Origin of the sequence: Caballeronia insecticola (assembly GCF_000402035.1) — a bacterium.
Lineage (GTDB): Bacteria > Pseudomonadota > Gammaproteobacteria > Burkholderiales > Burkholderiaceae > Caballeronia > Caballeronia insecticola.
The window spans coordinates 189716-205254 of sequence record NC_021295.1; the positions used below are offsets into that span (position 1 = coordinate 189716).

8 protein-coding genes are annotated in these 15539 nt (G+C 63.7%); 2 read left to right on the forward strand and 6 right to left on the reverse strand.

Features of this window, described 5'->3' with window-relative positions; translation table 11 throughout:
- Positions 1-19: 19 nt before the first annotated feature.
- The 4 genes from BRPE64_RS31280 to BRPE64_RS31295 all read right to left on the reverse strand — a co-directional run bounded on the left by BRPE64_RS31280 (position 20) and on the right by BRPE64_RS31295 (position 10887).
- Positions 20-946 carry a UDP-3-O-acyl N-acetylglycosamine deacetylase gene (locus BRPE64_RS31280; protein ID WP_044044345.1) on the reverse strand — a complete coding sequence of 309 codons (927 nt, stop codon included), beginning with the start codon at positions 944-946 and terminating at the stop codon, positions 20-22.
- Positions 943-8568 (reverse strand): type I polyketide synthase, encoded by a 7626-nt coding sequence (locus BRPE64_RS31285; protein WP_084675934.1) that lies wholly within the window; start codon positions 8566-8568, stop codon positions 943-945. Before BRPE64_RS31285 ends, BRPE64_RS31280 begins: the two co-directional genes overlap by 4 nt.
- A gap of 2 nt (positions 8569-8570) precedes the next feature.
- A complete protein-coding gene (locus BRPE64_RS31290; RefSeq protein ID WP_144063612.1) occupies positions 8571-9995 on the reverse strand; it encodes an LTA synthase family protein in 1425 nt (474 codons plus the stop codon).
- Positions 9996-10101: 106 nt separating this feature from the next.
- A complete protein-coding gene (locus BRPE64_RS31295; RefSeq protein WP_044044158.1) occupies positions 10102-10887 on the reverse strand; it encodes an SDR family NAD(P)-dependent oxidoreductase in 786 nt (261 codons plus the stop codon).
- A gap of 800 nt (positions 10888-11687) precedes the next feature.
- Here BRPE64_RS31295 and BRPE64_RS31300 point away from each other — a divergent pair.
- A complete protein-coding gene (locus BRPE64_RS31300) occupies positions 11688-12767 on the forward strand; it encodes a hypothetical protein (protein WP_232519364.1) in 1080 nt (359 codons plus the stop codon).
- Positions 12768-12791: 24 nt separating this feature from the next.
- On the opposite strand, the gene BRPE64_RS31305 is transcribed toward BRPE64_RS31300, so the two are convergent.
- Positions 12792-13139, reverse strand: a complete 348-nt coding sequence (locus tag BRPE64_RS31305; protein ID WP_044044350.1) for a hypothetical protein — start codon at positions 13137-13139, stop codon at positions 12792-12794.
- A 554-nt stretch (positions 13140-13693) separates the two neighbouring features.
- Here BRPE64_RS31305 and BRPE64_RS31310 point away from each other — a divergent pair.
- A complete protein-coding gene (locus BRPE64_RS31310) occupies positions 13694-13948 on the forward strand; it encodes a hypothetical protein (protein WP_044044160.1) in 255 nt (84 codons plus the stop codon).
- Here the strand turns inward: BRPE64_RS31310 and tnpC are convergent.
- Complete coding sequence (gene tnpC, locus BRPE64_RS31315) at positions 13912-15519, reverse strand: IS66 family transposase (RefSeq protein ID WP_044044161.1); 1608 nt, start codon at positions 15517-15519, stop codon at positions 13912-13914. The genes BRPE64_RS31310 and tnpC overlap by 37 nt on opposite strands.
- Between the last annotated feature and the right edge of the window lie 20 nt (positions 15520-15539).

Sequence of the window (15539 nt, forward strand, 5' to 3'; positions counted from 1 at the left end):
TAATTCGGCTCGTCGCGCGTCACGCGTCCGCTTCGACCCATTCGTATGCGCCTTGCGTGCCGAGCAGCGCCGCGAGCAGCCGGTAATTCATTTCATGCGTCGGTCGCCGCGCCGTCACATGCGCGAGCAGCGGCGCGCCGGCGAGCGCGAGATCGCCGACCAGGTCGAGCACGCGATGACGCACGAACTCGTCCGGTTGACGCAAGCCACCAATGACCCGCTTGCCGACGATCGACGCGGTGCACGAGGTCCGTGCACCGCGCAGGATCGGCACGCCGCGCAGATAACCCACGACGATCGCGGGCACGGCCCACTTGATCTGTCCATACGAGCGCGACGAGGCGATCTCTTCAGCGAAGCTGCGCGGCGTGAGCCGGCCATGCCATTCCATGTCGCCGAAGCCCTTCAGATCGTTGTTATGTACGCTGAGTGCGTAGTCGTCCGCGGGTTCGACGCGCATTTCACGGCGCGCGGCACCCTCGCTGTCCGCGACGCTCACTGCCTGAAGCACGCGCAGGAAACGCTTTTTCTGCGGCAGTGCGGTACGTCCGCACGGCAGAATCGCATCGATCCAGGGTTGCGCACTGCCATCGAGAATCGGCACTTCTTCGGCATCCAGTTCGACGACCGCATGATCGATTTCGCAAGCCAGCAGCGAGGCAAGCAGATGCTCGGTCGTGCGTACGCCGACGCCCTCGTTCGCGTGCAGCATCGTGCACAGCGGCTGGCTCCGGCGCAGCGCCGGATCGGCCGGGACCGTACCGAGCACTTGTCCCTTGCGCGTGCGGCGAAACACGATGCCATGCCGTTCGCCCGAACTCGTCGTGGCGGCGGCCGGCAGAATACGCACGTTCACGTGCTGCCCCGTATGCAAGCCATGCCCCGACAGTTCGAGCGGCCGCGCCAGCGTGCCTTCGCTCGCGTGCCACCCTGCCGGCAACTTCACTCCGCGAACGCCGGTGTCGACTGACATGGCTCGTCTCCCTGTTGATCCTGATCGTTGTTGCACGTGTTGCGATCTCGTTCGAGCAGCGCGCGCGCCTGGTTCTCGTCGAGCGCGTGCCGCGCGGCAAGCGCCGCCACTTCGTGGTTCGATTCCTGTAAGCCACCGCTGGTGTCGTCGCTCTCGCCATCGAGCATGTCGACGATACGGACAGCGAGCGTATGCACGGTGGCGCCTTCGGCAATCGCCATGATCGACAGCTTCACGCCGAACGATTCCTCGACCGCCATGCCGAGCTCCATGCCCATCAGCGAGTCCATGCCGAGCTCCAGCACCGAGCGGTCGAGCGCGACGCGCTCCGGCGACATGTGCAGGATGCGTGCGATGTGACCGCGCAGCGCGGTCTCGATCAGCGCAACCGCATCGTCCCGCGGTGCCGCGCGCAGTTGTTCGAGCAGCGCGCCATCCTCGCTGGTGGGCTCGGATGCGCCGCCGGCTTGCAGCGCCATATAGCGGCGCGCCTGCGCCGCGGGCATGCCGCGCGCGATTGCGCCCCAGTCCAGACGCACCACGGCCTCGCCGGCCGCCCCGTTGGCGAGCACGCGTTCGAGCGCGGTCATCGCTTCGTCGGAGGTGATCGACGCGCCGCCGATGCGCGCTTGCAAGGCTTCGCGCGTCGCGCTGTTGCGCGCGAGGAAGCCGACATCCTCGATTGGCCCCCACGCCATGAAGGCAGCGGGCAGCCCGCTCGCGCGGCGATGTTCGACGAGCGCTTCGAGGAAGGTGTTGGCCGCCACGTACGCGCCCTGACCGGGATTGCCGAGAGAGGTCGTCGCCGACGAATACAGCAGGAAGAAATCGAGCGCGCAGCGTTGCGTCGCGCGATGCAGATTCCACGCACCGGCCACTTTCGGTTCGAGCACGGCGAGCATGCGCGCGTCGTCGATATTGCGCAGCAGGCCATCGTCGATGTGCATCGCCGAGTGCAGCACGCCCTTGAGCGGCGTGCCGCGCGCCTCGATGGCGCGGATCAGGCGATCGAGCGCGACCGCATCGGTCACGTCGCACGACACCACCGTTACGGTGACGTCATGCTCGTCGCGCCAGCGTTCGAGCTCTTGTCGCCTGGCGGCGTCGAGCGCGCCGCCACGGCTCGCCAGCGTCAGATGCCGCGCACCGCGCGCGATCATCCAGCGCGCGCTCGCATAACCGAGGCCGCCGGTACCGCCGACGATCAGATACGCTGCCTGCGGATCGAGACCGACGACCGGCTGAGCGACGCCGCGCGTCGGTGCGGGCGTACCCGATGCATAGGTGACGAGCACCTTGCCGATCTGGCGCGCCTGCTGCATGTAACGGAACGCCTCTTCCGCGCGCGCGGCGGGGAACGCGCGATACGGCAGCGGATGCAGCACGCCGTTCACGAAAAGCGTCATCACCTCTTCGAAGAGGCGCGTGGTGAGTTCCGGCAGCACGCCCATCAACTGGTCGGCGTCGATGCCGAAATAACTGATGTTGTTGCGGAACGGTCGCAGGCCGATATGGCTGTTCTCGTAGAAGTCGCGCTTGCCGAGTTCGAGGAAACGGCCGAACGGACGCAGCGTGTCGATGCCGCGCACCATCGCTTCCCCCGCGAGCGAGTTGAGTACGATGTCGACGCCCGCGCCGTTCGTACAGGCACGCACATCGTCGGCGAAGGCCAGACTGCGCGAGTCGAACACGCGATCGGCGCCGAGCAGACGCACGAACTCGCGCTTCTCGTCCGCGCCCGCGGTAGCGAACACTTCCGCGCCGAGATGACGGGCGATCTGGATCGCCGCAATGCCAACGCCACCCGCGCCGCCGTGCACGAGCACACGCTCGCCGCGCCGCAGCCGGGCTAGTTCGCACAACGCGTAATACGCGGTGAAGAACGTAGTGGGGATCGTGGCGGCCGCCTCGAAGGACATGGCCTCGGGTTTGCGCGCGATCGCACCCGTACGGGTGACGACGCGCGTCGCGAAGGAAGCCGGCGCGAATCCGAGCACCGCATCGCCGGGTGCCCAGCCCTTGACGCCCGCGCCGACGCGCACGATACGCCCCGAGAGTTCCATGCCGATGGTCGCGCCGGCGAAGCCGGTCTCGACCGCTTCGTCGGAAAGCAGGCCCATCGCATACATGACGTCGCGGAAGTTCAGACCGGTCGCCATCGGCGCGATCTCGACTTCGTCGGCGTTCAGTTCGAGCGCGGGCAAGGCGAACCATTCGAGGTTGCGCAATGAGCCGGGCATATCGAATGCCAGCACGGCAGGTACGCGATCCGCCGTCGATGCGTCGCGCGCCTGCCGCTCGGCGCTCTGCGCCGGCAACATGCGCGGCACATGGCGGCCTTGCGTGGTGAGCAGCACTTCTTCCTCGACGTCGGCCGACAAGAGCTCGCGCGCCAGTTGCACGATGGCTTCGTCTTCCGCGCATGCGACGTCGACGAGTTGCAGCGCAAGCGTGGGATATTCATTCGCCATGACGCGGCCGAGTCCCCACAGGCTCGCCTGATCGGGTTGCGTCACAGCGCCTGCGCCTCGACCGAACGGCGCTCCGCCGCGCGTCACCACACGCAGACGGGTCCGGGCCGATATACCGGCTGCATCGAGTGCCCGTACGAGTGCGGCGAGTGCTAGCGCGCCATCCTGTTGCGCACACATGACGTCGGCGCCGCTGGCGTCGTCGAGCGATACGCGCGGTGCGATGAACACGATCTGCGCTTCCGGCCTCGTTGCTTCGAGCCGTGCAGCCGCTTCGTTCATGCGCGTCTGTTCTACATTGCGGCCACGATGCGCGAGTTCCCCGGCGAGCGCGGAGCCGAATGCATCATCGTCGGCCTGCACGATCAGCCAGGGCCGGGCATCGACCGAAGCGGATTGCGCTTGCTGTGTAGACATGGGCTTGCGTGCGACCAAGAAGGTCGGCGCGCCTTCGAGATCGAGGCCCTGCTCCGTATGACGCGTAATGTCCCGCAGGCCCGCGCGCTCGCAGAGCGAATGCAGCGCGGCCGGCGCGAGCGCACCATAGGCTTGCGTGCCGAGTTCCTGCCCCGCCGCGCCGAATACAATGTCGGTGAAACGGCTGCGGCGCGCATCGGCGAGCACGAGCATGCCGCCCGGCGCGAGGTGCTCGACGATCGCGTGCAAGACTGTCAGCGGATCGGCCTGTTCGCCGATCATGCGGTTGACGACGATCACGTCGAACGGCACGGTGTCGCGGCAATGGCCGAACAAGGCTTCGTTTTCGCCGAGCTGGAGCGTTTGCACGTGGTCGCGCGCTTCCGCATCGAGTGCGGCGAGTTGCTGATGCGTGCCCGCGAGCACGTGCTCGCACTGCGGCTGCGGCACGCCGATATCGAGCGGCTGCAGCACTTCCCCAAGCGTCGCGCCGATTTCCAGCACACGCAGGCGGCGAGACTTCGGCCATGCCGCAAGCGCTTCTTTGGCACAGGCCGCGAGCATGGCGCGGGCATGCGACCACGTCGGCGAGGCATCGAAGAACTGCTCGGCCAGGCTGCGCCCCGTCGGAGAAAGCAAGGCGGGAGCCGCGCTGCCGGACGCTTCGCCGCGCAGCACGCGCGGCAACGCTGCACCGACGTGCGCCAGCAGCGTCAGCTCGGCCACATGCGCCGGCGAATCCGCCAGCACATCGCGCCACAGCGCATCGAGTGCGGGCATCGCGGCACACGCCGCATCGTCGCGCACCAGACGCTTGCCCTCGAAACGGGCGAAGCCGTCTTCCACGACGATCTGCGCAAGACGGGCGAGCAAGCTCGCATTGGCCGATGCCGGCAGCGCGGGCTGCGCGAATACGCCGATCGCATCCAGCGCGTTCAGCGCATACAGGCCCGCGAGTACATCGAGCAGCGGCAAGGTTTCGGTCAGATGCCGCGTGCGCTGGCCGTTGTCCCCCAACGAGGCGAGACGTCCGCTCGCGCGTTCCACGAGTGCAGGCGGCGCGGGCAATGCGGCAGCCGTGAAGTGATCGGGCAAGGGACGCGCTTCGAGCGCGTAGGCAAAGCGCGCGGGTGCGGCATGGCGTCGGCCCGTCAGGTCGACGCGGCGGAAACGGCACGCCGACAGACGCGCGACGATGGCGTTATCGGCGTCGAGGAAGTCGAATGAAGCGACGATCGAATGCGGACTGCGGCGCTGCACGCGCACCAGCACGCGGCGCACCGAGTCGCCGCGCAGAAAATCGACACGGCCGATCTGCACCGGCACGAATGCGGCGCGCGCGTCGCTCGCCTCGGCGCCGGCCTGGCCGAGTACGGCAAAGAGCGGATGAAAACCGCTGTCAATCAGCGCGGGATGCAGCAGCCAGCCGTTTAGCGCCTGCGATCCACCGAGCGCCTGCGGTGCTTCGAAGTCGCCGAGGGCATCGTCGCCTTGCACCCGAACCTGACGCACCCAGCGGAAGCTCGGGCCATAGTTCAAGCCGATGGCAGACGCGCTTGCGTAAAGCGCCTCGCCGCGCATCGCGGGACTCGCTTCGAGACGTGCAAGCACGGCCGGGTCGGCCATGCCCTGCGCGCCGAGCGTGCTGCCGCTTTCGAGCAGGCGGCCTGTCACGTTCAGATTCCACGGCCCGTCGCTCATGCGCTCGCGGGTCTCGATCGTAAACGATGCCGTGCGCGCATCGATCACGAAGCGGAACAACTTCGCGTGCTGCGGCTGGAACACGACCGGCAGGCGAATCTCGAGGTTTTCGAGCGAGACAGCCGAGGTGCCGAAAAACACCCGCGCCGCAGCCTGCGCCATTTCCACATAACCCGCGCCCGGGAATGCCACGCCGCCATCGACGACGTGATCGGCGAGCATCGGCACGCCTTGCGGATCGAGCTGGTTTTCCCACGCGAACGCGTGCTCGTGCAAACGATAGCCGAGCAACGGATGATCGATGCGGCGATTCACGAGGTCGTAGCCCTCGATGGTCGCCTTCTGCCAATGGCGCTCACGCTGCCACGGATAGGTCGGAAGCATCGTGCCGCAGCCCTTCTGCGGCACCGGCACAAATCGGTCGAGATCGACGCGCGCACCGTGCGCGACCGCCAGCAGCGTCGAATGCGCGAGCATCTGCGCGCTGTCGTGATGGCGCTTGAGCGTCGGCACGACTGCGCCGGCGATCTTCAGAGCGGCCAGCGTCTGCTTGACGTAGTGACGCAGGATCGAATGCGGCGCGATTTCGATGAAGGTCCGCACGCCCGCATCGGCGAGACTCTGGATCGCGGCGCCGAAACGCACCGGCTCGCGGATGTTGCGCCACCAGTAGTTCGCATCGAGCGCAACGCCGGCAAGCGTGTCGCCCGTGACCGTCGACACGAAGGGCTTCGTGCCTTCGCGCGGCGTCAGGTCGGCGAGACCTTCTTGCACGACCGGTTCGATCGCGTCCATGTGTCCGCTATGGAACGCGTAGTCGAGGTCGAGCAGCTGGAAGAAGCTGCCGTTCGCATCGAGCGATGCACCGATCGCGACGAGCGCCTCGGGCGAGCCGGCGAGCGTGACGGCTTCGGGGCTGTTGACGCCGGCCAGTTCGACGGACTCCGCCAGACCGAGGCGCTCGATCAACGCCCGCGCCTCGGGTTCGCCGATACCGGCCGCCGCCATCATGCCGGTGCCGCGCGTCAGACCCTGCGCGCTGCTGCGAATGCGGATCACGCGCACGGCTTCAGCCAGCGTCAGCGCGCCCGATGCCCATGCCGCCGCGATCTCGCCGACACTATGACCGACGGTTGCATCGCAATCGATGCCGCGTGCTTCGAGCGCGCGCGTGATGCCAACCTGGATCGCGAAGAGCAGCGGTTGCGCGTTCTCCGTCGCCGCGAGCCAATCGGCGCTTGCACCGGCGCGCAGCAGGTCGACGAGCGAGTCGCTGCCGTCGGCACGCCACAGCGCATCGACTTCGTCAAGCGCCGCACGGAACACCGGGTCTTCCTGATAGAGCTGCCGGCCCATGCCGGCCCACTGACAGCCGTTGCCCGAGTAGACGAACGCCACCTTCGCGCCCGACGCCACGGCTTCGCCTTGCGCGACGTAAGCCGGCAGCGCCTCGTCCGACGGGTTCGCGAGCATCAGCAATGCGGCGCGACCGGCTTCCAGATCCGGCGGTGCAATGATCACGCGCTGTTCGAGCCATTCGCGACGGCGTGCCGCACCGGCCGCGCATGTGTCCCAGTCGGTCTTCGAGTGCAGGCGCGCGTGATAGCGCGCCGCGAGCGCGGCCAGCGCGGCAGGCGAGCGCGCGGAGAGCACTAGCGGCGGCAACGCTGCATCCGCGCTTGCCGTGCCGGGTGCGACAGGCTTGGCCGTGCTCACCGCCTCGGCGAGCACGACGTGCGCATTGGTGCCGCCGAAGCCGAACGAATTCACGCCGATGGTCAGCGGCGAACCTTCGCGACGCGAGAGCGGCGTGAAGCGATCGACGACGCGCAGCCGCCCGCCTTCGAAATCGATCGCGGGATTCGGCGTTTCGAAATGCAGCGAGCGCGGCACCGCGCCGTGCTTCAGGCAAAGGATCGCCTTGAACAGACCGGCCATGCCCGAGGCGGTTTCGAGGTGACCGACATTGGTCTTGACCGAGCCGATCAGCAACGGATCGTCGATCGGGCGGCCTTCCGCGACCGCCTCCATCAACGCGCGCGCCTCGATCGGATCGCCGACTGCGGTACCCGTGCCGTGCGCTTCCAGATAGGCGAGCGAACGCGGATCGACGCCTGCCCGGCGATAGACCGTACGCAGCAGTTCGGCCTGCATGGCCGTGGTCGGCACGCTGATACCGCCGTGCGAGTGGCCGTTGGAGTTGACACCCGAACCGGCAATGACGGCGTGGATGGTATCGCCGTCCGCGAGCGCGCGTTCGAGCGGCTTGAGCAGCACAAACGCGCCGCCCTCGGAGCGCACATAGCCGTCGCCGCTTGCATCGAAGGCACGGCAGCGTCCGCGCGGCGACAACATCGAGGCCTTCGAGAAGCTTACGAAACCAAACGGATGGAGCAGCAGATTCACGCCGCCCGCGAGCGCCATGTCGGTTTCGCCCGACTGCAAGGCCTGCACGGCCTGATGCAACGCGACGATCGACGACGAACAGGCCGTGTCCACCGACATGCTCGGGCCGCGCAGATCGAACAGATAGGAAACGCGATTGGACGCGATGCTGAGCGTATTGCCCGTGGCCGAGTACGGATCGATCCAGTTCAGATCGTCCATGCTGCGGTTGCCGTAGTCCATGCTCGCGGCGCCCACGTACACGCCGCAATCGCGGCCGCGCATCTCGCCCGGACGCACGCCGGCATCCTCGAACGCTTCCCACGCGAGTTCGAGCAGAAGGCGTTGCTGCGGATCCATCTGCGTCGCCTCGCGCGGCGAAACGCCGAAGAACGCGGCATCGAAGCCGGCGACGTCATCCAGCACGCCCGCGGAAAAGGTATAGCTCTTCCCCGCTTCCTTCTTCGACGGATGCTGGTAGAACGCCGTGCCGAATCGATCGGACGGCACGACCGTCACTGCGTCGCGCTCGTCGCACAGCAGTTGCCAGAAGCCTTCGGGGCTTGTCACTCCGCCGGGAAAGCGACATGCCATCCCGATAATCGCGATTTTCCTTTCCATCATCATGCCGGCATCTGCTGCAACTCGTTGCGCGAATCGGTGTCGACACAGTCCGCGTGCATCGCGCGCTGTACCGTGATACCAAGGGTTTCGACGCTCACATTCCGGCGCGTACCCAGGTCGCTGCCGAAATTGCGCCAGATAAAGTAGTCGCTGTGGGTCGGTTCCGTTTCGAGCGCATCGAACACGGATGACATCGCGGGAACGTGATCGCCGTAGAAGCACAGCACGGTCGGTCGGGTGCGCTTGCGCAGATAGCCGGTCAGTTTGCCGATCATCGCGTCTGCGTTCTCGACGTGCCGCAGATAGGCCGTCAAATCGCGCCAGCGCGCGTCCTCTCCGAGCGTGTGCCGCGAACACGATTCACCGCGCGACACCGTCTCCAGATGCAAGGGACCGTGATTTTCCATCGTGATGGCGAACGCGAACAAAGGTTTGTCGTCGCTCGCTTCCAACAGGCCGATGAGCTTGTCCGCCACCGCAAGATCGCCGACATAGGGGCCGACGCGAGCCTCGCTGTCAAACGCTTCGATGTCGATAAAGCGCTCGAAGTGCATATGCCCGAATGCCCGCCGACGACCGAAGAAGCTCGTGTGGTAAGGGTGAACGGCGCACGTGCGATATCCGCCGCGGCTGAAATAGCCCGCCAGCGACGCGCACGCGCGGCGCACGAACATATACGGATAAAAGCGCGCGTAGCCGAGTTGCGCCGGATTCAGGCCCGTGAGCATCGCAAACTCACTGCGCATCGTATTGGCGCCCCAGGCGGGCACCGCCAGTTCGCCCTGCTCGAAGGACTCGCGCGTGGCCCGATCGAAATGCGCATAGGGCGCGCCGGACACGCATTGGCCGAGCCGGCGGGCGTCGAAGAACGACTCGCTCTGAATGACGATGACGTCCGGATGGACGTCCGGGCCATCGGCCGCGAACGGGCTGTTATCGGTGGCGCGCGCGAATGCGTGCCGTTGCGCGCGGCTCAAGCCGTTGATCGCGTAGGCGACGAACGCGGCAAAGAACCCGAAGCGACGCTGATCGGAAAACGGCTCCAGCGTAAGGGGCAGGCGGCGCGCGAGCGCGATGCAGGCCGGCAAAGCCAGCCATGCAACGACGGCGGCGACGTAGCGCGACGCCTGTGTCACAGGACTTTCGGCGAAGAACGCTCCCGCCACGCCCGCGATCGACACCAGCACCACGGTGAGCTTGCCGATGCCGAGAAACGGCAGATACAGGCGCGGATGCGAGAAGACCTGGCTGAAGAGACTCAGGTCGCTGAAGACCAGCGGTTCGCGCAGCGAGGCATGTTTGGCGTTGCCCACTACCGCGAGCAGGCCGATCGCCCCAAGCGTGACGCCTGTCGAGAACAACGGCCGTCCTGTCAGCGCGAGGCAAGCAGCACTCACGACAACCAGCGCCGCCACGTGCAGCATAAGCGCACGCGGCGGTCGACGGAGCGAGGATCGGGTGACGGCGATCGCCTCGACGGCGAACGAGCAGGCGGCGAGGACGGCCGCGAGTGTTGAGCCGAGGACCACGTCACATATTCCGGCGAGGGATCTGAAACAGGCGCCCGAGGATCGCGTCGGCGAGCGTTGCTGGCAACAGGCGCAGCAACTTGAGGCCTAGCGTCAGGCTGAAGGGAAAAGCGATTTCCACGTGGCGGCGCGTCAGGCGCTTCTTGATGAACGAGGCGGCTTTTTCAGCGCTCCACATGAACGGCTTGTTACCGGGAAACACGTCGCTCATCGAGGTTCGCACGAATCCGGGCATCACGACTGAAATGCCGATACGGTCGCGCGCGAGAACTGGCCGAACGGAATCGCAATACGCCACGAGCGCGGCCTTGCTTACGCAATACGCCGGCGAAATGGCCATTCCCCGCAATCCGGCAAGCGAACTGACGATCGCGATCTGGCCGCGCCGGCGATCGCGCATGCGTTCGATGGCGGGCAGCACGGCATGCAAGGCGCCGTAAAGATTGATATCGACTACTTCCGCAGTACGGCCGATGCCTTCCCAGTCGTCCGATGAGCGGAGCGTGCTGGCCACGCCGGCATTGGCGATCAGCAAGTCGATCGGGTGTTGCGCGTCGAAGTCGAAGATCCACGCCTGAAGTGCTGCTGCGTCACGAACGTCCAGACAGCCCGAGACGACCTCGGCGCCGCGCGCGCGACACTCCGCTGCAACGGTCTGCAGACGTTCGGCGTTTCTGCCAATCAATCCCAGCGTGATACCGGGGGCGCTATAGCTCAAGGCCAGCGCGCGCCCGAGTCCGGCGCTCCCGCCAGTGATTACCACCGCGCGGGATTCATCGGCGCTCACTCGCCCCTCGGTTTCAAGGAGTATTGCTTTTTTGACATGGCTCTAATTCTGAGTTATCACTTCTTTTTTTTGCGGAGGCTAGTCGCGTAATCACACACGGACCGCTAGCGAAAAAATGCGCGGCCAAAGCATTCGCTGCTACATGGATTTGCGTAAGCAAAGCTACTGAATCGCAAAGTCCGCGCTTGCGGCGGAGACCTTTTCGCGCTTTCCCATCGGCTAGGGAGACACTCGATGCCGCAAAGCGGCGAATGCCTGAAAGCGGAGGAAGTGAAAAATTTGCAAGCTTTTATCAATTCGAGAAATAATAACGCAGACAAAAGGCGTGCGCTATTACAATTTGCAATCTTTACTTAAAAGTTGTTCCTCCACCACAAGTCTGAGTCCTTAAATGGGTAGAAATTACCGATTCAAAAGTTTTTGTTCATATGAATAGATAAAATGATTAGACTTCGGAATGCCGACTGACAGGGTTTGTCGACGGTGTGGCTCGTAAGCGCCGCCCATCTCTCGGAACTCCGCTTGCTAAGCGTTTGGCATCGCCGCTGGCGTGCAATCAAAAAGACTCGAGCGCGGAACTTGACAAGCGGATGCAAGCGCCTTGGCGTGAGTGCCCGACTTCCCGCCTCAAATTGTCTCGAGCCCGCCCCTCTTGATTCAGCCAGCGAATGGACTTGCCCAGGATATGCGCAAACGTTTGCATAATTTCCCCGGTCCAGAACTTTTTTCTCCCGTTACAATCTCCGCCGCCCTCTTACATCCGCTCGACGTTACGTAAACGGTCCGCAAGGCTTCTCTGCATGAAATACCTTTATCGCTCCCGCTTAGACACGAACCGTTTCTTTAATCGATGTGTTTTCCGGGATAGAAACGATCTCTTCTCTGATAGCTTTCATTCGCTAGCGACGGCACAGGAGACTTTGACGTTCGATGAGTCGTTCCTTGACAAGAGCTTCAAGAGTACGATCGAAACGCCGTTTAAGGAAATCTGGAGAGCGGCACCGGAAGAATATTGCGCCGACGTCCTGCCGACTCGGATTCCCACCTACTTCGGTTCATATGAGAGTTATCTGGATGAACTGGAAAGGACGCTCGAACGAGTGCTCCTGCGAATGGACCCTGCAAAGAAGTATCTGATGGCGCATTCATCGGGATCGGATAGCCGCATCATTTCCGGGACCATGGCGCGCCTGAAGCGCCAGGGGAAAATGTCGTTTGATAACGTGCTGTTCCATTGCTGGTGTACTTTCGAGGCAGACTCCTTCCGCCAGATCATGGCCACGAATGGCTGGACGAATTTATCGTTCGTGGACGACAGCCAGCCGGACGTCTACAACATCGGCCGACTTGATATCCCATGCGAAGGGTGGAACCCCTACACCTATCAGATGGATTTTTGGGGTGATCTCGATCCCCGCGAGTATGTGCTCGTGTCGGGTGCTCAGGAAACTTACTCCGTCCCATACGAAAGATGGGTTTACGCCAGCAGCTTTTTCAATACCAGAGGGGAAAGCATTCACAGGATGGCGAATGTTTTCCAGGATGTGTTCTTCCCTTTTCTGACGCACGACATGCTGAACATCACAATGTCCATGCCGAGGGAGTGGAAGAACATCAAGGATTCGAGGATAGGTCGAGACAAGGTCCGAACCGATCTCGTAGAACGGTTGGGCTTAATTCACATTCCCGTGCAAGCAGCCTCGTGCCGATTCAATGTGTCGCCGGAACGGCGGCAGACGATGCTCGACGCGTACGAGCGAGGCAAGTTTAAGAAGAACTATGGAATTCAACTCGACGAGGATGACCTGTTCAAGGTGTGGGGCGGTTGGAACTCATGCCTCTGGAGCTTCGCGGTCACAGTCTACGAACCGCTGATGTAAGCCCCGGCTCAAGCAGTCGCGCCGCTAGATCGATAGCGGTCCTAGGTATCCATGCATAAGGAGGGCAATCAGCACCGCGGACGAGGCCGGCAGAACTACATCCAGCACCTTGTAGGCGTCCCATTGCCACGGCAGCCAGCCGATGGCCCATGTATAGGCATGCGACTCGAACGCGAGCGATTCCTCGACATCCAGGGTTTCGAGTTCGCATTCGAGTTTCTTGCGCGACCAGTACCAGACGATCACGGCGAGCGCGCCAATACGAAAATTGAAAAGCAGCCCGATCGGCGCCTGGATCAGCAAACCTTCAAGACAGTGAGACAGCGACATGCGCCACCGTGCCGCTGCGAACCAATCGAGTAGACCAGTCATGGGGAATATCCTCGTTACGCCTTGCCGATGTTTCCAATTCATAGGCGACATCTTAGCGGTGATGTCATGCATCGTACCGAGGCTTTCCCAACGTTGTCGAAAATTCGCTTATAGTGTTCCGCCTATTTCCTTAAAAGCGGCGACAGCCGCCAACCTCGCCTACCAGGCTGCGGCAACTCATTGCACGGGACTCAAGGGCCGAAGCATCTCACCGCACCTGGTTCGGCACGCGACTGCCAAGCGCACCTGCTTCAGGCTGGCGTTGACCTCACGGTCATCGCGCTGTGGCTGGGTCACGAGAACCCAGCGACCACGCACATGTACATAGAGGCAGACCTGGAAATGAACGAAAGGGCCCTCAGTACGCTTCAATTGCCCCACAGCAAGCAACACCGCTACGCAGTTACCTGAGGGCTTGTGATTATGCTCGGCCACGTGAACTGACCGATCAATGAGTCCTGCAATGCTCAGGAACTCGAAAGCGCTCGCGGCGCGGTCCCATACTTCGATTCACATCGGCACGAGCCATCCTCGCGGTACTCTCGGCGCTGTTCGTGCTGGGCACGGTCGATCCGGCGCAGGCGATCGGCCTCATCGACGCGTACGACGCCGCGCTCGGATACGACCCCGTCTATGCTGGCGGGATAAAGGTAAGCGGTAGTTTTAGCATACCGAACATGGAATCAATAGCAAGCGAAGGGCAAGCATGGCCGCGTCTAGCGGTCCTGACGGGCGTGCGCGCCAACGCGATGATCAAAGCGTGCTCGCTGCCTCAGCTGACGCTTGCCTCGGCCTGCCGCTTGGCGTAGTTGAATGGCAGCAGGTCGCGGATGTCAGCGTCCGGGGCCCGCTGCGGCAACTCGGTTAGCACGTGCAGCAGCCAGGCATGTGGTTCGACGCCGCAAGCTCGGCACGTGAGCATCAGACTGTAGACGACCGCGCTTGCTTTCGCACCGGCTTCCGTGTCGCTGAACAGCCACGATTTTCTCGCTGTGGCAAACGGCCTGATGTCGCGCTCGATGACATTGTTATCAACGGGGGATCGCCCGTCGTCTACGTAGCGGATCAGGTACTGCCATTGCCTGAGGCAGTAGCCGACCGCCTCGCCGAACAGACTCTTCGGCAAGACCTTCGGCGCCAGTTCGTCAAGCCATGCCTTGAAGGCGCTCAGCAATGGCACGCTGTGGTGTTGCCGCCGGCGGTAACGGTAATTTGCCAGCGCCTCGCCCTCCGGTAAGGTTTGTTTGGCGAGCGCCTCAACTTGGTACAGCGCCTGGACGAATTCGAGCGCCCAGGTGATACGGGGACTGGGCTTGTTCTTCTGTCCTTTCAGCGCATCCATAAACATTCTGCGCCCGTGGGCAAGGCATCCGAGGTGCGTCGCCGATTTAACCGTCCGCCATGCTGACCACCCGTCCGTCATCAACGTGCCCGCGTAATTTCCAAGGAAGGCCTTGGGGTATTCCTGGCCACGCCCCGGCTGGTACTCGAACAACACGACCGGCCGCTCGCTGTCCTCGGCGCTTCGATAGACCCACATATACGACGCGTCCTGCGCTTTTCGATCCTTTTCCTTGAGGACCTGGACCGTAGTCTCGTCGCCGTGAATCAGCCACTGACCCAGCAGAACCGTCTTGAGCGCGTCGTAGATCCGCTTGTAGTGCAACTCGGCGGGGCGGATGATCCAGTTGGCCAGCGTGCCGCGGCTGATCGCGATGTTCGCGCGCGCGAGCACATCCTCCATCCGGTACAGCGGCGTGCCATCGACATACTTCCCGGCCGTGACAGCGGCGATCATCGACGGACTTGCATGGCTGCCAGGCAAGGGCTGCGCCGGCATCGGGGCGACCACGATCGGCGTTTGCGTGCCGTGACGCTCACAGTGACGGCACGCGTACTTGAAGCGCGCATGCTGCAGCACCGACACCTTGACCGCCATGTGCAACTGCTCGCTGACTTCCTCGCCCATCCGGTGCATCGCTTTGCCACAGCACGGGCAGATCTTCTGGTCATCGGACAGATCGTATTCGATACGCTCGCGCGGAAGATCCGCAGGCAGCGGTTTGCGGCCACGCTTGCGGGATTCTGGCTTACCGAGCTCCGGCAACCCGGTGTTCGGCAAAGCGGGCGCGTCGAAGTCGCCCTCGTCAACCGCATCCCCTTCAGCGACTTCTTCAGCCTCATTGAACACGCGGTCCTTGCGCTTCTCGCTCTTCGGCGCGTACTGTCGGGCCAACGCAAGGCGATATTGCTCTTCGAGCGCATCGAGGCGCTTGGCCAGTTCGTCGATCTTGGCGTCGCGTTCTGCGAGACCGGCTTCGAGTTCGTGGATGTAGGCCTTGGCGGCCCGCGGCAATCGCGAGAGTTCAGGGGCTTTCATGCACTTCACGATAGCGAAGC

Coding starts and splice junctions, on each gene's coding strand:
- BRPE64_RS31285 (WP_084675934.1), bottom strand. CDS start 8,568: ATGGAAAGGAAAATCGCGATTATCGGGATGGCATGTCGCTTTCCCGGC.
- BRPE64_RS31290 (WP_144063612.1), bottom strand. CDS start 9,995: ATGCTGCACGTGGCGGCGCTGGTTGTCGTGAGTGCTGCTTGCCTCGCG.
- BRPE64_RS31300 (WP_232519364.1), top strand. CDS start 11,688: ATGAAATACCTTTATCGCTCCCGCTTAGACACGAACCGTTTCTTTAAT.
- BRPE64_RS31305 (WP_044044350.1), bottom strand. CDS start 13,139: ATGACTGGTCTACTCGATTGGTTCGCAGCGGCACGGTGGCGCATGTCG.
- tnpC (WP_044044161.1), bottom strand. CDS start 15,519: ATGAAAGCCCCTGAACTCTCGCGATTGCCGCGGGCCGCCAAGGCCTAC.